Here is a 17,541-nt window from a genome sequence, read left to right as displayed (position 1 = left end):
CGCTTCCCCGACCGCATCAGTTCTTCTCGTTGCGGGCCTTGAGGGCCTCGCCGAGAATGTCGCCCAGCGACGCGCCCGAATCGGACGAGCCGTACTGCTGGACGGCCTGCTTCTCTTCGGCGATCTGCATCGCCTTGACCGAGAAGGTCGGCTTCTTCGAACGATCGAAGCCAGTCACCATCGCGTCGAACTTCTGGCCGACCTGGAAACGCTCCGGACGCTGCTCGTCGCGGTCGCGGCCGAGATCGGTGCGCTTGATGAAGCCGGTCGCGCCGTCGTCGCCCGCCTGGACCTCGAGGCCCGCGTCGCGGACTTCGAGAACGGTGACGGTGATGACTGCGTTCTTGTTGAGCTTGTCGGCACCACCCGCAATCGCCGCGGCCGAGGGGCCGCCACGCTCGAGCTGCTTCATGCCCAGCGAGATGCGCTCCTTGTCGGGCTCGATCGCGAGCACGATCGCCTTCACGGTCTCGCCCTTGCGGTGCAGGTTGAGTGCGTCCTCGCCCGAGATGCCCCAGGCGATGTCCGACATGTGGACCATGCCGTCGACGTCGTTGTCGAGGCCGATGAACAGGCCGAATTCGGTGGCGTTCTTGACTTCGCCCTCGACTTCGGTGCCGACCGGGTGCGCGGCCGCGAAGGCCTCCCACGGATTGTTCTGCGCCTGCTTGAGGCCCAGCGAGATGCGACGCTTCTCGGCATCGACCTCGAGGACGACCACTTCGACTTCCTGCGAAGTCGAGACGATCTTGCCCGGATGGACGTTCTTCTTGGTCCAGCTCATCTCCGAGACGTGGACCAGGCCTTCGATGCCCGGCTCGAGCTCGACGAACGCACCATATTCGGTGATGTTGGTCACGCGGCCGCTGAGCTTCGCGCCGACCGGATATTTGGCGGCGGCGCCATCCCACGGATCGCTCTCGAGCTGCTTCATGCCGAGGCTGATGCGCTGCGTGTCGCGGTTGATGCGGATGATCTGCACCTTCACCGTGTCACCGATGTTGAGCACTTCGCTCGGATGGTTGACGCGCTTGTAGCTGAGATCGGTGACATGGAGCAGGCCGTCGATGCCGCCCAGGTCGACGAACGCACCGTAATCGGTGATGTTCTTGACGACACCGTCGATCACCTGGCCCTCGGCCAGCGACTGGATCAGCCCCGAACGCTGCTCTGCGCGGGTCTCCTCGAGCACCGCGCGACGCGACACGACGATGTTGCCGCGCTTGCGGTCCATCTTGAGGATCTGGAAGGGCTGGGGGATGTCCATCAGCGGCGTGACGTCGCGCACCGGACGGATATCGACCTGCGAACCGGGCAGGAAGGCCACCGCGCCCGAAAGGTCGACGGTGAAGCCGCCCTTGACGCGGCCGAAGATGACGCCCTCGACGCGTGCGGTCTTGGCGAATTCGGTTTCGAGATTGTCCCAGGCGGCTTCGCGGCGGGCGCGGTCGCGGCTGAGCATCGCTTCGCCATTGGCGTTCTCGACGCGGTCGACATAGACCTGCACTTCGTCGCCGATCTTGAGGTCTGCCTTCTGGCCAGGCGCTGCGAATTCGCGCAGCGGCACGCGGCCTTCGGACTTCAGGCCGACGTCGATGACCGCGAGGTCGTTCTCGATGCCGGTGACGGTGCCGATGACGACGCGGCCTTCAAAGCTTTCTGCGCCGCCGAGAGTTTGTTCGAGGAGCGCCGCGAAATCGTCGCGGCTGGGGTTTGCCGTAGTGGCCATAAGAGGGTCAGTTCCCGTTTAACGTTTTTCCGGCCGGCCGGTTGAATCCGGCGGTCTTGAAAGGCCGAAATTGCCACGGCGGCCGAATGCCGGTCGCGGCATCCGAGCGGACGAAAACAGGCGGAGGACCAGACGCGGTAAAGTGCGAAAAGGGCGCGCGAGACTCGTCTCTTCGCGCCATACCTCCGCGAGCAATTGCCCGCAGGACGCGCGCCCCTTAGCCGAACCGGGCCCGAGAGGCAAGCTGCCCGGCCGGGCGAGGGCGGCGAAGTCACTCTGCCGGTCGGCTGAATTCAGCGCGCGGCGGCGGTTCGCGCCTCCACCAGAACGATCGCGCGCTGGATGGCGGCGTCGATCGACAGGAAGCTGGTGTCGAGCACCGCTGCGTCCTCCGCTTGCCGCATGGGTGCTTCGGAGCGGTGCGAATCGCGCTCGTCGCGGGCGCGGATGTCGGCCAGCACCCTGTCGAGGCTGGTATTGGCGCCCTGCTTGCGCAACTCGAGGTGGCGCCGCTGCGCGCGGATCGTGGGGGTCGCCTTGACGAACAGCTTCACGTCGGCATCGGGCGCGATCACCGTGCCGATGTCGCGTCCGTCGAGCACTGCCCCGCCGGGTTGCCGCGCGAACTTGCGCTGGTGATCGAGCAATGCCGCCCGCACCCCCGGGTGGGCGGAAACCACCGATGCCACCTTGCCGACCTCGTCGGTGCGCAGCCAGGGATCGTCAAGCAGTCCGTCCTCGAAACCGCAGGACGCGACTGCATCCGCCGCCGAAGCCGGATCGAGCCCTCCACGCAGGACCGTCGCGGCGACGGCGCGATAGAGCAGGCCGGTATCGAGATGCGGCAGTCCGTAATGGCGCGCCAGTGCGCGGGCGATGGTGCCTTTGCCCGAGGCGGCGGGTCCGTCGACGGCGATGAGCATGCTACGCACTATTGTCCAAGGGACTCGAGAGTCTGGAAGAAATCGGGATAGCTGGTCGCGACCGGGCCGACATCGTCGATCGTGATCGGCTGCGCGGCGCCGAGTCCGGCAACGGTCATGCTCATCGCGATTCGATGATCGAACTTCGAGGCGACCGGCGCGTTGCCGGGCAGCGGCTCACCGCCCGAACCCTGGATCGCCAGCCCGTCCTCATATTCCTCGGTGCGGACGCCGGCGGCTTCGAGCGCGGTGCGCATCGTCGCGATCCGATCCGATTCCTTGACGCGCAACTCGTGCGCGCCGCGCGCCACGGTGCGACCTTGCGCAAACGAAGCCGCCACGAACAGGATCGGATATTCGTCGATCATGCTCGGGGCGAGCTCGGGCGGCACTTCGATCGCGCTCAGCGGCGCATGGCGCACGCGCAGATCGGCCACTGCTTCGCCGCCCACTTCGCGCGCGTCGACCTCGACGATATCGGCGCCCATCAGCTTGAGCGCAGTGATCAGCCCGGTGCGCGTGGGGTTCATGCAGACGTTGCGGATCAGGATCTCCGAGCCCGGCACGATCGACGCCGCGACCATCCAGAAGCCCGCGGAGGAGGGATCGCCCGGCACCCTGATGTGCTGCGGCTTCAGCTCCGCCTCGCCGGTGATCGAGATGATCTTGCCGTTCGGGCCATCCTCGACGGTCAATTCGGCGCCGAAACCGCGCAGCATCCGCTCGCTATGATCGCGTGTCGGCACCGGTTCGATCACGCGCGTGATACCGGGGGTGTTGAGCCCGGCGAGCAGCACTGCCGACTTCACTTGCGCCGAAGCGACGGGGAGGGTGTATTCGATCGGCACCGCGGGGTTGATCCCGCGCACCATCAGCGGCAGCCGCCCACCGGGCGACGAGGTGATGTCCGCGCCCATCCGGGAAAGCGGCTCGATCACGCGCCCCATCGGGCGGCTGGAGAGCGAAGCGTCGCCGGTGAAGGTCGCAGTGATCGCGTGGCTGGCGACGAGTCCCATCAGGAGTCGGGTCGACGTGCCCGAATTGCCCATGTCGAGCGCGCCCTGCGGCTGGAGCAACCCGCCGACGCCGACGCCGTGAACGCGCCAGACGCCGTCGCCGCCGCGTTCGATATCGGCGCCCATCGCCCGCATCGCCGCGGCGGTGGCGAGTACGTCCTCGCCTTCGAGCAGCCCTTCGATCCGGCTCTCGCCCACCGCCAGCGCCGAAAACATCAGCGAGCGATGGCTGATCGATTTGTCGCCTGGGACGGTGACGGTGCCGCGCAGCGGACCGCGGGCGGAAACGGCGAGGGGGCGGGATGGAGCGTGCGACATCGCGCGCGGCTTTGACAGCCGCCTTGCGTCATGGCAAGGCGCCCCCCACTTTCCGGGTCACACCCGAAATCACGATATTTTGAAAGGCAAGAGGCAACACATGGTGAAGCCGGAATGGGGCACCAAGCGCGCGTGCCCGAAGTGCGGAACGCGCTTCTACGATCTGACCAAGGACGAGCCCGTCACGTGCATCAGCTGCTCCTATTCGTGGGAGCCCGAGCCGATTCTCAAGTCTAAGCAGCCGATGCCCTTCGAAGCGGTCAAGGCGGCTCCCAAGCCGGAGGCGGCCGATTCCGATCTGGGCGATGAAGATCTGGACATCGCCGAGGACGAGGAGCCGTCCCCCGACGACGATGTCGATCTGGGCGGCGACGACGATCTCGGCGTCGAGACGAGCAGCGACGAGGACGAGCAGTAAGAAAATCGGTGCGGCAAGGGCGTATGCGAAAAGCGTCCTTGCCAAACCCGCGGAGCCCTTCTAATGGGCCCGTCTTCCCGGGGTTTGGGGCCGTAGCTCAGCTGGGAGAGCGCTGCAATGGCATTGCAGAGGTCAGGGGTTCGATCCCCCTCGGCTCCACCATTCCCCCTAAGCAGTTGAAAAGCTGCTAAACTCGCGGAAAACCTAGGCTTTTTACAGGCGGCTGTTACATTTGTAATAGGACGCAGAGCCATGTGTACGTTCCTCGCCAAGCGCAATTCCACCTACTATTTTCGCCGTGTGGTGCCCGCTGAACTGCGCCCATTTTTTGGGGGTCGCCGGGAGTGGATGGTATCGCTCGGCACGAAGGATCGGGACACCGCCAAGCGGCTCATTCCCGACAAAACCAAAGAAACAGATCGGCTCTTAGATGAGGCGCTAGCCAGTCTTGGCCGCGTCGTGCCCTCCAATCCTTCATCAGCTTCTCAGCCGATGAACGGGCTCGATCCGTTCGCGGGGATGTCGCAGGAGGCAATTGAACGGCAGCTAGAGCACGAAGCTGCAGAGGGGCGGCTGGCCATCGCTCAGGATGATGCGTGGGAGGAGGCGGTCGAGTGGGAAGCGGCCTTGCCGCCCGATCATCCTGCGGCCCGACTGCTGAGGGATGCCCGTGAGGAACGCGACCGGTACCGTGGCAGATATCGCAGGCGGAAGCAGCGGGACCGGCACGATGAAACCCCGCCTAAATCGCCCGGAGAGGCCCCGCAGGGCGCGTCCGCAAAGCAGGTCGAGGAAATCCCCGGCGTCATGCTGGATCCCACCATTGTCGATCTGTGGGCGGCTGAGCGAAAGGTCGTGCAAAAGGGTATCGACACCCATCGGGGTGTGGTCCGCTGGTTCTATGAACGGGTGGGAAAGAAGCCCGTTGACCAGATTACCCGCAAGGATGTGCTGTCTTTCAAGGATAGCCTGATCGCCGACAACACCGCCGCAAACACCAACATGAAGCTATCCCGGCTCCAGACGCTCCTCCAGTGGGCCGAGGACAACGACTATCGCGAGGGCAACCCTGCCAAGGGCGTCCGTGTGCTCAACACAGATGCCGCGAAAAACAAGCGTAAGCCCTTCGACATCGGCTCGCTCAATGCGATCTTCTCCAGCCCGGTCTATTCGGAGGAGGCGCGGCCAACGCAGGGTAGGGGCGAGGCCGCATATTGGCTGCCCCTGCTGGCGCTGTTCACGGGTGCCCGTCTTGAGGAGCTTGGCCAGCTTCGCCCGGTGGACGTGCAGCTAGAGCGCTATCCCGACGATACCGGCGAGGAACGCTCGGCGTGGTTCATCCATATCCGCGAGGACGATGAAGATAATCTCAAGCTCAAGAACGCGGCCAGCGAACGGGTAGTGCCTGTTCATCCGGAGCTACAACGGCTTGGCTTCGTGGCTTTTGTTGAGGCGGCCAAGAAGGTGAAGCAAGCGCGCTTGTTCCCTTTGCTCAAGCCGAACATCTATGGGCGGCTGACAGCCAAGTGGGGCGAGTGGTTTGGCCCGTATCTTCGCAAGACTGTAGGCATCACCGACAAGCGGTTAGTGTTCCATTCCTTCCGCCACACGTTCAAGGACTACGCCCGCCATGCTGGCATCGTTGAAGGCGTCCAGCGACAGATAATGGGCCATAGTCCCGGCGATGTGGCCGATGAGTACGGCAGCGGATACAGCTTGCACCAACTTGTCGAGGGAATGAAGCTCTATAAGGTGCCGGGCCTTAAGGTTCTGCGTTAAGCGGCGACCACGCGAGGGGGATGCAATGGCGATTTGGGAGCTATTTTCGAAGCGCGCGGCCGATTTGGCAAAGTCGGGTGTCGAAGATGTCTATCAGTACACGGACATTCCTCAGCCACTTCGTGTCCAGATAAGCCAAATTGCGATCGAGGCGCTAGGGATGGCAGCTAGTTACGGATATACAACCTCCGAAAATCCCCGTTGGGTTGAAATTGAAAATATCTTCTGTCGGGAAAAGGGGTCTTATGCGCTTGGTAACGCCCGTACTTCAGGTGATCGCGTCATTACATATATGTCAGGTTGTTCAACCGAAGATTGGATCGACTTACTAGAGCTATTATGCTTTTCAATAATTGTGGTTAACCAAGATAATCAGCACTTCTTTCGTCAGCAATGGGGCGTGGAAGTCGAACAGGAAGCCGCGCTGGACGAAGTTAATTATCGCTTGCGAGAGGCTGGGGTTGGTTATCAATTTGAAGAGGAACAGGTCATTCGCGTGGATAGTCAGTTTATTCACGCTGAGGTGGTTAAGCCCGCTTTGTCGTTGCTAACAGGTCGCGAGTTCGACGGGCCTCGGGACGAATTTTTGACGGCGCATCAGCACTATCGTCGCGGTGAGCATCGGCAAGCCGTAGCCATGGCTGCTAATTCCTTGGAAAGCACGTTCAAATCCATCTTTGATAAGAAGGGATGGGAGTATCAGAAGGGTGCACGCATCTCGGATCTAATAAAGGTGGCGCGTTCCCACTCGCTCTGGCCCGATTATCTCGATGCCTCGTTCGACCAACTGGTGGCCACGCTGCAATCGGGGTTGCCAAAGATACGGGACAACGATGCCTCGCACGGCCAAGGGGCTGTTCCCAAGGGCGTGCCAGCTTTCGTTGCGGCATACGCTTTGCATCTTGCGGCGAGTAAAATCGTGTTTCTTGTCGGGGCCGCGAACGCCTGAGCGTGGGGGATTGCTCGCCGGATCGTCTTAATCGTCCGTTTCCTTCGGTAGTCTCGCGCGCTGCTCAACGACCGTTCTCGGCTCCATGAGGGAATGGCAAAGCGGTTGCTATCCGTTGGCTCGGCCACAGATCTGCGCCCGGCTCTCATATTCCTCTACTGCCTCAGCACTCACTCGCCAGAGCTTGCCGCCGAGCTTGAAGGCGCGAAGCTCCCCGCATTGATCCTATCGTAGATGAATGTGTCGCTGCACTGCCAATAGGCGGCGAGTTGGGCGACGGTGTAGGGTCTTTCTTGCATCGGGGCCTCTGGCGAAATGGCAGGCCCGCCCCAGTGGGAACGAAGCCTGCCTAGTTGTTATCTGCGGAAGTAAGTTTCCCTGCGCATCTTCTCGCGCTCGGTGGCAGAAAGCGGGCGGTTGTTCCGCAGACGCTGTGCGTGCTCTTCCCTGAACGCTTGCATGGGGATGAGTATGTTTCGGGAGTTGCCCTCTCGATCCCTGCCGATAACGTGCAGAGCCTTCTGGCCGTTGGGCATGTCGATATAGTTGATGTCGAGCGTCGAGTTGATGCCAGACTTCGAGCCCGCACGACGCAGGCGGAAGTCCACCTGTGCGCGGAACACTGCGTCCGCCTCATCCTGCTGTAGGCCGAGTTGGACGCGGAAGGGCTTGGTGCCCGGCGCTGCCCGCCATGCCTCGCCACCGGCGACCTGTAGCGAGCCATCCGACAAGGCCGCGTTCATAGCCTCGGGGGCCAAAGTGGATGACGGAGTGTCGCTGTTCTGGAGCCCGAGGGCCACACGCTCCCGCACCAAGTTTTGCATTACGCGGATGGCCTGCGGCGAGTAGCGGGTTCCGAACGGGTTGTACCATGCGGATTGCTTGGACATGACCGCAGCGGCCACGGCTTCGTCGGCTTCCTTGCGGAGCGCGGGAGGAACCGTTGCCGAGCTATAGCGGGCGGGGTCGCCAAAGGCTTGCCGGTAAGCTGCCTCGGGTCCGACCGTCTTAGCCAGAGTGCCGAACGCGCGCATCTTCTCGTGGTACTCGCCGTAGTATTCGGAGGTCATGCCGGGATTGACCTGCATCATGCCCTGCCAAGTCTGGAAGGCTCTGCCGAAGTTCTTGCCGTACTGCTCCTCAAGCGAGCCCTTAACCGCGCCTTGGATGTCGTTCTTGACAGCCGTGGAGGTGTAGTGGCCAACGGTGAAAGCACGGGCGAGGCCTCGGTAATCGCCATTGCGGAAGTCGCGCAGAGCGAGACGATTGAAATGTTTGGCCTCGATCCCTTGCGCAATGGCCGCCTCTACGTCGCCGCTAGCCCACGCCATGCCGGACGCCGCCGCAGCTTCGCGGTTGTCGCGTTCAGCAACCTCGATAGCGGTCTGGCGTGCGTATGCGCGGTCCTCTTTCTGCCAATCGCGCTGCTTTTTGCGCCACCAATTGGCGACAGCTAATTCCATTAGCGATCGGGTTTCGCCCTTCATATCGGTGAAGTCGAACAGGTCTTCCTCAAGCCCCGTGAAGCGCTTGACCTTGGCATTCATGGCCATGAGCCGATTGGTGGCGTCCAGCGAGGACATGCTACTCGTCGCCCGCGCTTCCTCGTAATCTGCCATGTCCTCGACAAGCAGGCTGATAGAGGCGTCCTCCATGGCCCTTTGGCCGTAGCGGTGCTGAGCATCGTCCAGCTTCACCTGCTCATCCTCGCCGAATATCTTATCGATACCGGCCTTGCGCATCAGGCTGACGGCATAGAAGTTCCCATCCTGCATAGCGCCGCGCATGAAGTTGTAGAGGCCCTTGCGGTACGTCTCGTCGTCCATGCCCTCTGGCTTGACCATCCCGCCAAGGAAGGCCTGGCTCTGCTGAATGAGCGCGCTGCTCGGCCCCTCGGTGGGGCCTGCCGTGACTGCCTGCGCGGAGGCAGCAGCCTGCAATGCACCGGCGCCGGACTTGCCCGAGGCGGTCCAAGCGTTGATGGCCTGCTCCTGCCCGTAGGCGTACCGAGCTTTGGCGACCGCGTTCATCAGCGGGCCGGTGGCCTCGATCAGCCCGGCTTGGATCATCTGATTGGCAAACGGGTCCTTGGTCATCAGGGACCGGGAAGTGGCCGCAAGCTCCTTGGCTGCTTCTTTGGGGTCCAGCGTCTTGAGCCGGTCCATGTCCGCGTACCGGTCCTGCGTCCACTGATCCAGCGTGGTCTTCGCCGTGAAGAACTGCGCGCCCTGCTCGAAAGCAGTTGGGCCGAAGATCGTCTTAACGGTGCTGTCGGAGTTGTTAAGCTCCTCTAGGGCGATGCCCTCCTGCGCCATCGTAAAGCCTTCGAAGAACTTCTCCGATTGCTTGCGCTCGATGTAGGGCTGCATGAGCCCTTCAAAGAACTGCCCGAGCTGGCCCGCTACGGGGCCGGGATCGGTCTGCGGGCCAGCGACGACTACACCGCCGCCGCTCTGCCCGCCCACGATCTGAGCCCGTGCACTGGCCCCATTGGCGGCGGGGCGGGCCTGCGAAGGCTTAGCGCCCTCGAACGCGAAGCTCTGCCGCGTTACTTGCCGACTGTCGAAGCCAGTGGCCATCAGGCCGCCTGCGGCGTTGCTGGAAGGACGGGTTTGCCGAATGTGCCCGTGCCATGGCCGCCATTCACAGCTAGGCGGGCGGCCTCTTTGGCGGCGGCGAAATCCGTGGGCATCGCGGGCATAGCCTTGGAGGCCGAAAGCGGGCCGACGTAGGGCGCGCTGGCCCATTCCCGCTGCGCCTTCGGAGCGACCATGCCTGTGGCACCGCCGCCCATTGAAATCTGGCTGCTGGTGCGGACCATGGGAGAGCCATCGGTGTCCCGTCCGACGACGGGTCGTCCGGCGAACGTCTCAGGCGCAGTCTGGATGTCGAAAGCGAAGGTGCTGGTGCGGTGCTCGACAGCCTGTTGGGGTGGGGCGGCAGCGACCGCCTCCTGAAACTCCGGGCTGAACTCCGGTGCCGGCTCGCCAGTGCGGGCAGCAAGTGTTGCCATATCCTGCGCAATCATTGGGGCGAGCGCCCGCACAGCACTGTCATCGCCGCTCTGGATGTAGCTGGACAGTGCAGCATCGTACTGCGCTACGGTGGCGTCATCGCTAGCCTCAACCAGCCCGACCACCTTGGAGAGCGCCGGAAGCATGCCGGGGTTCGTATCGGCAAAGGTGTTTAAGGCTTGCGTGTAAGCGCTTCGGGGGTCCGTGCCGACGCCAATCATGCTGCGAGCCATGGCGGTGATGGCGCTGGCGTCGTGCCCGCTGTCGTGGATCAGGCAGAGGGCGGCGTTAATCTTCGCCCGCTGCTTAACGGTAAGGGTCATTCGGTTTCCTGTTTGGTCGTTTTGTTGGCGTGGCGGACGAGCCAAGCTGGCGAGCTAGTGACGATCTGAAAGACGAGTTTCGTCCGGTCGGGAGTGAGGTGAGGGCGTCCTGCGCGATCCCAACTAAGGCGTGCCGCATCGGCTAATCGCTGGGCCTTCTGCTGCTCCTCATGGGATAGGCGATAGTAGATCGGGTCGCGGGAGGGCTGTTCAGCGAGCGGAGGGAAGCCGAGGAGCACCCGCTCATATGCTCGGATGAGCGACACTGAACTTCGCGTCTCATCCAGCGAGGTGATTCCCTCGGGGTCTGTTGCGCCCCACAGCCAGCGCTCGACGCACATCCACTGGCATTCGATGAAAGCGGCGACGCCGTACTCTAGGCAGCGATCCTTCAATTCCTCCAAAGTTCGCGGCCATGGGCTGTAGGGTTGTTGATCTGCTGTCGGGGCCGGTCGGAAAGCAGCGTCGCCTTGATCCCTGCGCGGCTGCGCCTCTCGTAACTGCTTGAGCGTCATGCCTTTCGCTTCGGCAATCTTACGTTGGCGTGCCCGCCATTCGCTCCGCGCTGTCACGCTGCGATAAATCCACGGGTGAGGCCCCGGAAGTATCGGGCGAACGCTTCCTTGGGATCGTTCGGGGCAAGCGCCATGATCTTCGCGGGGATGCGATCCGGGTGCTGTTCGATGAGGAGGGCGAACACGTTGTCGGGGAGACCACCGAACCCGCTAATGGCCACCGGCTGGGGCACGTTGCGGCCACTGTCCATGTCGTAAGCGATGCGGGTATAGTTGATCGTCCACGCGGAACGCAGGACGCCTTCGTCCGTCTTCCCGACTTCGACTACGCGAAGGTCGCTCAGGTCCTTGAAGCGGGCATCCTCTCGAGCCTTGCGTTCGACAGCCAGGGCGGTGTCACGGTCGCCCACGGCCTTCGCTCGGTCGGCGGTGAGGCGCTTTACTCGGTCGCCAGCAGATTTGAGGCGTTCGAGGAGTGCCAAGTCCTGTTCGGCTTGGACAAGATCTGCGCTGATCTGCGCGAGGGCAGCGGAGGCCTGTGCTGCGGTGATTTTGGTAGTGGTCATTTCAGTCCTTGGAGGTGGTGTGAGCGCGGGCGCATGGCCTCGCGTCGAGTGGGTAAAAATCGGTCGTGGAGTGCGGCGCGAACGGGGAGCGGACGGGTGGCAAGTCGTACAGGCCCATGGCCCGCAGCTTGGCTATCGCCTTGGCGGCCAGTGGGTCAGCGTGCATGCGGGCGCTGGCGATAATCGGCCACGAAGCGAGCATTGGCCTCGGCTGCGGCTGCGGTCTCTTTGGACCATGATGGCAGGGTGAAGCCGAGCGCGATGAGCGCGCCCCGCAGCACCGCACGACGGAAGTTGCTCCGCACGATGTAGTAGCGCGCACGGTCGCCCACGGCCCCGTCCGGGTCGAGCCGATCGATAATGGATTGGAGAACCGGGAGACGCCCCGGCTTGCCGCGCAGGTAGGTGGCCAGCATTGCCTCGCCCGGCGTGGTTGGGGTGAACGGAAGTTCGATCACGTATCGAGGAACGACGTGTCGATGGGGGCGCACGCCAGCGGATCGCTTGGCTTGGCGAGGCGAGTTGTGTGCTCCCCGTGCTTTCGCACCGTGGCTTGATGCAGCGTCTCAGGATTATCCGACCGGAATGCAGCCAGCATGTTGCGGTTGGCAGCGGCACGACCACTGATGTCCCGCTGAGCCCACACCGGAAACGGAATGGAGAGCAGGTCGAGCATGGCGCGAACGGCTGCCATGCGATGGGGGTTGCGGGTGAAGTAATCGGCTGCGCCGGGGTGGGAGAGCCGGTCTGTATCAACCGGGCAAACGGTCATGGTGCTCTTTCTGTGTTGCGATTGAAGTGACATGAATTTTCGATAGATGGCCCTCGCCTGTATTCAGGAGGGCACAGGTTTCGCAGCGAGAATGGCCAAGGTGCGCTCAGCCAGATGGGGCGGGCATGCGTACAGGGTGCAGCGACCGGCCTTGCTGAGTTCAACCCGTCCGATGTTCGCCAGCTTGCGGAGATAGCGTAGCGCCGTGTCCTCGCTAACCCCTGCCATGGTGCCAATATCGGCTGCCGAGCGGGGCGCTTCCCCTTGATGGTAGGCGGTGAGCAGCGCCAGCCCGATACAGGCTCGTCCCCATAGGGTTTCGAGTTGCCTGAGGCGCTTCTGCGCTTCTGCGGCTAGAGCCAACGAATGGTGAGAGGTTATTGGCACAGCAGCCTCCGAAAGTGGAGGGCGGCAATGGATGTGCCAATGGGACTAATCAATACATTGTCCGTAGTCGACGTTTGATTTTAGCGGTGTGTGCTTAATTAGCACCCGTGACACCTTGAGTGTTACTAACAAGATGCTTGTGATTGCAGCCCAATGGCTTCGGCATATGAGCAGGCAACCACAAGCTCTAGTTAGCTAGGAGCAAGCCAGTAGGAGACAGCCACTGGTGGGTGAGAGGAGAGGCTTCATGCGCCGTGGTCCGGGTCGGATGCGCTAATGACCTTTGGGGTGGCCCAATGAAGCTAAGCCACGATGCTGCGCACGGCCTATTGCTCTCCCCTTGGAATGATCCAGCCTAGCCGAACAATCTGCAAAGACCGGAAGTGCAGACAGAAGGATACGGGTGACCAGCCGTGACTGGCTGGATCAATCGAAAGGGAGATAGGTGGTGGTCCACTCGTTATGAGTAGTATGGAGGATACCATAGGTATCACCATAGATTTGATAAGAAGGTTAGCCATGCCCTCCCCGGCCAGCATAGATATGGGTTTGCTCCTAAGAGCCCCAATCTATCTGCCGTAGGAAGCAGGCTACGCATCACCATGAGTTTGATTAAGCGTTGAGCCGATGCCCTGCTAGCTGTCAGGCCGCTATGGATTTGCCACTGCGCCTAACCCCGGAATGGCTAGCTGCTTGTTTAACGTCCAGCCGGGACGCCACATGGTTTCTGTGGCTGATGGTATCAATTCAGATGACATCCGCTGGCGCGCTCGCATCGCGATTTCGGATATCAGCCGTGGAATGCGGCGGTGCGGCTGTGACCAGCGGTTAGGCCGATTGAACCACGATTAGCTGCGCGTTGAATTGGCTTTGCGCTTCATCGCTGAGGACCCGCAAAATCTCATGCTCTGGCGTGAGCTCTTTGGGCGCTCGAACGGGCATTGTCGGAACCCTATCCTCAATTCGACGGATGCCTGCCGGGGAGGGTGGTCGCAGGGCAATCGATTGTTGGAGGTCTGAGAGACCCTCGATGGCAGTGTCCGCGTAGAGTTTCGCTTCGAGGTCTGACTGAATTTCACGCGCTCGCGTGGCCGCAGCCCGATTTTGCGCGAGCCATTCCGTCAACTTATCCCGCACAGGACGGGCATCGGACTGCAGTTTTTCAGTGAGGCGTGCCCTAAGGCTTTCAATGCCCACAGGTTCTATCTTTTGGGGCTCGGAGCAGAAATATGCGGAGGTATCATCGAAGGATACCGTGTGTCGAAAATCGTCGGCGATCACACCAATGCTGGCGGGAGAAATGAAGATCGATCGTTGTGCAACCTTCTGGCTTGACCACGCCGCGTTGATACCGGCCAGTGTGTGAAATCGCGGGGCTACATAGAACACTTGATTTGTGCCGTTATCGAGCGTGACGAGCGCGGTGTGCTGGAGTGATCGCTTGCGTTCGGTGATAGCAAAACGATGGAAAGGCACATTTAGGCTTAGGCCGAGATTTTTAATCTCATTGGCGCTTCTACGTGTCATCACGTGAGATCGTTTAAATTGTAGGTAAAGCGGTACGCCGGGTGCATCTAACTTAACGTCATAGCCCCCTGTCGCTTTTCCTTCCTCTATCAGGCTAGGAAAAATCGGAACCGCCGAAAGCGCCATCCAGCCCACCAGTTCGTTGGTGAGGGCAAAGCCGTAGGTAAACTCTGATATATCCGGGGTCATTCCCCACCATCGTTGGTATTAGTCACGCTCGCAATATTAATAACGTCGCTCACTGACTGAGCAGCCCACCTCCCGCCACGCGCCGTCACTATGCCCCTGCTGTTCAACTCGCTAGCGATAGCCCTGAGGCTAGTGTGGCCCTCCGACCGAATGGCATGGATGATCGGCATGACATCCGCAGCGAACGCCTTGGCCTTGGCCTTGATCGCATCCACCGCAGCGCCATTGCCCTGATAGGCGCCGAACGCTTTTGCGCCCATTGGATTGCCGAGCTTCTGGCCTCGGGCTTTTGCTGCTGCCAGTGCCTCTTTGGTGCGCTTGCTAATGGCCTTCCGCTCAGCTTGCGCCATGGCTGCCATAATGTGGATCGTAAGCTCGTTGGCTTCGGGCATGTCCGCTGCCAAGAACTTGGTGCCAGCGTCCTGTAGGGCAGCGAGGAAAGCGAGATTACGGCTCAATCGATCTAGCTTGGCAATCACCAGCGTGCCCCCCGTCACCTTAGCATGGTGCAAGGCCTTGGCGAGTTCGGGCCGGTCATCGCGCTTGCCGCTCTCAACCTCGATGTATTCTCCCAAGGGCTCGCACCCTCGGGCTGAGCAGAACGCATCAATGGCGGCGCGCTGCGCTTCCAGCCCTAGGCCGCTGCGGCCCTGCTTCGCTGTCGATACGCGGTAGTAGTTGATCGTCCGCATGGTGGCTCCAGTCGTTGTTGATCGACCGGATATGCAGGATGTCCAGAATAGTCAAACGTTCGTTAGATATTTCTGGACATATGGCGGTCCTGGTCCCCATGGGGGGATTTTGCCCTTTGTACGATCCGAGTTGTCCTCTCGCATAAGTGCAGCGAACTCAGGTCGTAAGTTACGGATAACTCGCCATTATTGGAGGAAATTGGGCGGCCTTCCCAATAGAAAACCGCTGTGTCATACCACCCTGGGGGGAGAGCTTGTGTCGCTTGGTATCAGTTATATGGGGACCAAGAGGCACCTTGTTCCCGACTTGAAGGAAATCATATCCTCTTGCCGAAAGGGGATCTTCCTCGACGTCTTTTCCGGAATGTGTTCGGTTGGGCGGGCAGTGGCTCCAGATCGGCAGGTTTGGTCAAACGACCTTCAGTCGTTTGCCCAGCTTGTGGCGGCGACCCACTTTTGCTCCAGCGACCCGCTGATCTCTCGCTTCGAGGCGTTGGGAGTGACTGCGGCGTACAGGCGCTCCAAGATTGACGAGTTATCCGACACGTTCTCTGCGTTTCTGGCGGCTGAGCATGCCGCGCTTGAGAATTCGGACATTGGCGCCCTCGCCACCATTTTCGATCAAGCAGTAAGCAGCGCCCAATCAGCCCTCCAAATCACAGCGGCGGGCGACTATGACCTGTTCAGTCGCCGATATGCCGGGACGTATTTCGGGTATCAGCAGACCGTCGAAATTGATGCCATTCGCTTCGCTCTTGATCGCCTGAGGGCTGAGGGCAGAGCCACCGCAGATCAATGGCAGGCGCTGGTTGTAGCGTTGTGCATAGCCATGTCACGCTGCTCAAACTCAACCGGCCATTTTGCGCAATCGCTGTACCCAAAAGCCGCAAACATAAAGAAGGTCATTGCAAAACGGCGCAGGAACATCACGTCTGAATGGCTCACGGCGATTGACGAAGTTATGCCCATCGCCAGCCAAGATTGGCGGAAGGGTAACCACGCGTTCCGCAAGGATGCAACAGATCTTCTATCAAGTCTGCGAGAGTTTCAAATAAAGCCGTCTGTAGTCTACGCAGACCCGCCATACACGAAAGATCAATACTCAAGATACTACCATGTTTACGAGACGGCGGTCCTATACGACTATCCGCCTTGCAGCGGCATGGGCCTTTACCGGCCAGATCGAGCGACCTCTCCGTTCTCACTCGCCTCGAAGGTGGAAGAAGCAATGGACGGGCTGATCATGGCGGTAGCTAAGATCGGAAGCTGCCTCGTCCTTAGCTATCCACAGGATGGGTTGCTGCACAACTCAACCGAAGCGATCCCCAAAATGATCAGGAAGCACTTCGGCTGCGATGCTGACCATATCAATATTTCTCACCAGCACTCTACAATGGGGGCTTCTAAAGGTGCCTCCACCCACGATGTTACGGAAGTCATCTACAGGGTAGCAATATGAGCGGTGTTAGCCAAAAGCAGCAATTGAAGCTCATATCTCCGTCTGAGATAGAGCCAAATCCGGAAAATCCGCGTCTAGTTTTTAGGCAGGAAGAGATGGAGAGCCTAATGCTCTCCATCGATCGACACGGCATTCAGGTACCACTTACCGTCTATAAAGACGACAGTGGATACAAGTTGCTTGATGGCGAGCGTCGTTGGCGGTGCGCGAAAAAGCTCAATTTAAAGACCATACCTGTAATTATTCAGGACAAGCCGACCGAGCTTGAGAACCTAGTTATAATGTACAACATCCACGCTCTTAGAGAGCAGTGGGACTATTTCACTATCGCCTCTAAGCTTGAGCGGGTCATCGAACTATACAAGGTTGAGAACGGAAACCCGCCGAACGAGGTCCAACTATCTGAACTTACCGGGCTTACGCGCGGCGCAATACGCCGATGCCAGCTTCTTATAAATTTGCCCGACCGCTTCAAGCGCATGATCCTTACGGAACTCGAAAAGCCCAAACTTCAGCAAAAATTCACGGAAGATTTCTTCATTGAAATGGAGAAATCAATCAAGACTATCGTTAAGCGCATTCCGTCTTACAACAGCAAAATTGACGAAATCAGGGATACTTTAATCGATAAATTTCGTCGTGATAAAATAACGGCGGTTACCGATTTCCGTCAGCTGTCCAAGATTGCGACGGCGCTTGATAGTCTTGATGTACAGAAAGGTGAGGCGAAGAAAATACTTGATCGGGTATTCGATCCGACCAACGGGATGGGCATCCGAGAGGCATACGAGCAATCGGTAGCCTTTGAGTACGAAGAGCGTAAATACTATAAGTACGTCGATAACATAGATGATTTTTTGGTGGAAGTCATTGACGACGATCGCATAAGCGATCTGGACGATGATTTAATGAAGCGTTTGCGTGAACTGTACAACACTATTGCTCGTATCTTGGAGCAATAACTC

Annotated in this window: 16 protein-coding genes and 1 tRNA gene; 6 read left to right on the top strand and 11 right to left on the bottom strand. The window is 60.4% G+C overall.

Going from position 1 to position 17,541, the window contains the following annotated elements:
* Positions 1–16: 16 nt before the first annotated feature.
* From rpsA to aroA, 3 genes are all read right to left on the bottom strand, one after another.
* Positions 17–1,729, bottom strand: coding sequence for a 30S ribosomal protein S1 (rpsA, locus tag BR78_RS0110410; RefSeq protein ID WP_029936417.1), 1,713 nt, complete (start codon positions 1,727–1,729; stop codon positions 17–19).
* A 293-nt stretch (positions 1,730–2,022) separates the two neighbouring features.
* Complete coding sequence (locus BR78_RS0110405; RefSeq protein WP_029936416.1) at positions 2,023–2,652, bottom strand: (d)CMP kinase; 630 nt, start codon at positions 2,650–2,652, stop codon at positions 2,023–2,025.
* A gap of 8 nt (positions 2,653–2,660) precedes the next feature.
* Complete coding sequence (gene aroA, locus BR78_RS0110400) at positions 2,661–3,986, bottom strand: 3-phosphoshikimate 1-carboxyvinyltransferase (RefSeq protein WP_029936415.1); 1,326 nt, start codon at positions 3,984–3,986, stop codon at positions 2,661–2,663.
* A gap of 100 nt (positions 3,987–4,086) precedes the next feature.
* Here aroA and BR78_RS0110395 point away from each other — a divergent pair, with 100 nt between their 5' ends.
* The 4 genes from BR78_RS0110395 to BR78_RS21715 all read left to right on the top strand — a co-directional run bounded on the left by BR78_RS0110395 (position 4,087) and on the right by BR78_RS21715 (position 7,132).
* Complete coding sequence (locus BR78_RS0110395; RefSeq protein ID WP_029868153.1) at positions 4,087–4,404, top strand: TIGR02300 family protein; 318 nt, start codon at positions 4,087–4,089, stop codon at positions 4,402–4,404.
* A gap of 86 nt (positions 4,405–4,490) precedes the next feature.
* Positions 4,491–4,566: transfer RNA gene (locus BR78_RS0110390), tRNA-Ala, on the top strand.
* A gap of 90 nt (positions 4,567–4,656) precedes the next feature.
* Positions 4,657–6,183: a DUF6538 domain-containing protein gene (locus tag BR78_RS20940; RefSeq protein WP_049813647.1), complete on the top strand. Its 1,527-nt coding sequence runs from the start codon at positions 4,657–4,659 to the stop codon at positions 6,181–6,183.
* Positions 6,184–6,208: 25 nt separating this feature from the next.
* Complete coding sequence (locus tag BR78_RS21715) at positions 6,209–7,132, top strand: STM4504/CBY_0614 family protein (protein ID WP_029868155.1); 924 nt, start codon at positions 6,209–6,211, stop codon at positions 7,130–7,132.
* Positions 7,133–7,488: 356 nt separating this feature from the next.
* Here the strand turns inward: BR78_RS21715 and BR78_RS0110375 are convergent, their stop codons facing one another.
* The 8 genes from BR78_RS0110375 to BR78_RS0110335 all read right to left on the bottom strand — a co-directional run bounded on the left by BR78_RS0110375 (position 7,489) and on the right by BR78_RS0110335 (position 15,117).
* Positions 7,489–9,711 (bottom strand): hypothetical protein, encoded by a 2,223-nt coding sequence (locus BR78_RS0110375; RefSeq protein ID WP_029868156.1) that lies wholly within the window; start codon positions 9,709–9,711, stop codon positions 7,489–7,491.
* On the bottom strand, positions 9,711–10,469 hold the full coding sequence (locus tag BR78_RS0110370) for a hypothetical protein (protein WP_029868157.1): 759 nt from the start codon (positions 10,467–10,469) through the stop codon (positions 9,711–9,713). The genes BR78_RS0110375 and BR78_RS0110370 overlap by 1 nt, the downstream gene beginning before the upstream one ends.
* Positions 10,466–10,984: a hypothetical protein gene (locus BR78_RS0110365; protein ID WP_029868158.1), complete on the bottom strand. Its 519-nt coding sequence runs from the start codon at positions 10,982–10,984 to the stop codon at positions 10,466–10,468. Before BR78_RS0110365 ends, BR78_RS0110370 begins: the two co-directional genes overlap by 4 nt.
* 53 nt (positions 10,985–11,037) lie before the next feature.
* Positions 11,038–11,550 (bottom strand): hypothetical protein, encoded by a 513-nt coding sequence (locus BR78_RS0110360; RefSeq protein WP_029868159.1) that lies wholly within the window; start codon positions 11,548–11,550, stop codon positions 11,038–11,040.
* A 155-nt stretch (positions 11,551–11,705) separates the two neighbouring features.
* On the bottom strand, positions 11,706–12,008 hold the full coding sequence (locus BR78_RS0110350; RefSeq protein ID WP_029728742.1) for a hypothetical protein: 303 nt from the start codon (positions 12,006–12,008) through the stop codon (positions 11,706–11,708).
* Positions 12,005–12,355, bottom strand: a complete 351-nt coding sequence (locus BR78_RS0110345) for a hypothetical protein (protein ID WP_029728743.1) — start codon at positions 12,353–12,355, stop codon at positions 12,005–12,007. The genes BR78_RS0110350 and BR78_RS0110345 overlap by 4 nt, the downstream gene beginning before the upstream one ends.
* A gap of 1,182 nt (positions 12,356–13,537) precedes the next feature.
* Complete coding sequence (locus BR78_RS20930) at positions 13,538–14,425, bottom strand: hypothetical protein (RefSeq protein ID WP_049811823.1); 888 nt, start codon at positions 14,423–14,425, stop codon at positions 13,538–13,540.
* Positions 14,422–15,117 (bottom strand): recombinase family protein, encoded by a 696-nt coding sequence (locus BR78_RS0110335; protein WP_029728746.1) that lies wholly within the window; start codon positions 15,115–15,117, stop codon positions 14,422–14,424. The genes BR78_RS20930 and BR78_RS0110335 overlap by 4 nt, the downstream gene beginning before the upstream one ends.
* A 256-nt stretch (positions 15,118–15,373) precedes the next feature.
* Here BR78_RS0110335 and BR78_RS0110330 point away from each other — a divergent pair, with 256 nt between their 5' ends.
* Together BR78_RS0110330 and BR78_RS20925 are read left to right on the top strand one after the other, a co-directional pair.
* The gene (locus BR78_RS0110330) at positions 15,374–16,576 is read left to right on the top strand and encodes a DNA adenine methylase (protein WP_197021349.1); all 1,203 of its coding nucleotides are present in this window, start codon (positions 15,374–15,376) and stop codon (positions 16,574–16,576) included.
* The gene (locus BR78_RS20925; RefSeq protein WP_029868163.1) at positions 16,573–17,538 is read left to right on the top strand and encodes a ParB/RepB/Spo0J family partition protein; all 966 of its coding nucleotides are present in this window, start codon (positions 16,573–16,575) and stop codon (positions 17,536–17,538) included. The genes BR78_RS0110330 and BR78_RS20925 overlap by 4 nt, the downstream gene beginning before the upstream one ends.
* The last annotated feature ends 3 nt before the right edge of the window (positions 17,539–17,541 follow it).

This window comes from Sphingomonas sp. UNC305MFCol5.2, assembly GCF_000712135.1.
GTDB lineage: Bacteria > Pseudomonadota > Alphaproteobacteria > Sphingomonadales > Sphingomonadaceae > Sphingomonas.
The sequence above is the reverse complement of the archived record's forward strand: the minus strand, read 5'-3'. Positions and strand labels throughout refer to the sequence as shown.

Excerpts from the sequence above, each read along its gene's own strand:
- rpsA (WP_029936417.1), bottom strand. The coding sequence starts at position 1,729 with ATGGCCACTACGGCAAACCCCAGCCGCGACGATTTCGCGGCGCTCCTC.
- BR78_RS0110405 (WP_029936416.1), bottom strand. The coding sequence starts at position 2,652 with ATGCTCATCGCCGTCGACGGACCCGCCGCCTCGGGCAAAGGCACCATC.
- aroA (WP_029936415.1), bottom strand. The coding sequence starts at position 3,986 with ATGTCGCACGCTCCATCCCGCCCCCTCGCCGTTTCCGCCCGCGGTCCG.
- BR78_RS0110395 (WP_029868153.1), top strand. The coding sequence starts at position 4,087 with ATGGTGAAGCCGGAATGGGGCACCAAGCGCGCGTGCCCGAAGTGCGGA.
- BR78_RS20940 (WP_049813647.1), top strand. The coding sequence starts at position 4,657 with ATGTGTACGTTCCTCGCCAAGCGCAATTCCACCTACTATTTTCGCCGT.
- BR78_RS21715 (WP_029868155.1), top strand. The coding sequence starts at position 6,209 with ATGGCGATTTGGGAGCTATTTTCGAAGCGCGCGGCCGATTTGGCAAAG.
- BR78_RS0110375 (WP_029868156.1), bottom strand. The coding sequence starts at position 9,711 with ATGGCCACTGGCTTCGACAGTCGGCAAGTAACGCGGCAGAGCTTCGCG.
- BR78_RS0110370 (WP_029868157.1), bottom strand. The coding sequence starts at position 10,469 with ATGACCCTTACCGTTAAGCAGCGGGCGAAGATTAACGCCGCCCTCTGC.
- BR78_RS0110365 (WP_029868158.1), bottom strand. The coding sequence starts at position 10,984 with ATGACGCTCAAGCAGTTACGAGAGGCGCAGCCGCGCAGGGATCAAGGC.
- BR78_RS0110360 (WP_029868159.1), bottom strand. The coding sequence starts at position 11,550 with ATGACCACTACCAAAATCACCGCAGCACAGGCCTCCGCTGCCCTCGCG.
- BR78_RS0110345 (WP_029728743.1), bottom strand. The coding sequence starts at position 12,355 with ATGTCACTTCAATCGCAACACAGAAAGAGCACCATGACCGTTTGCCCG.
- BR78_RS20930 (WP_049811823.1), bottom strand. The coding sequence starts at position 14,425 with ATGACCCCGGATATATCAGAGTTTACCTACGGCTTTGCCCTCACCAAC.
- BR78_RS0110335 (WP_029728746.1), bottom strand. The coding sequence starts at position 15,117 with ATGCGGACGATCAACTACTACCGCGTATCGACAGCGAAGCAGGGCCGC.
- BR78_RS20925 (WP_029868163.1), top strand. The coding sequence starts at position 16,573 with ATGAGCGGTGTTAGCCAAAAGCAGCAATTGAAGCTCATATCTCCGTCT.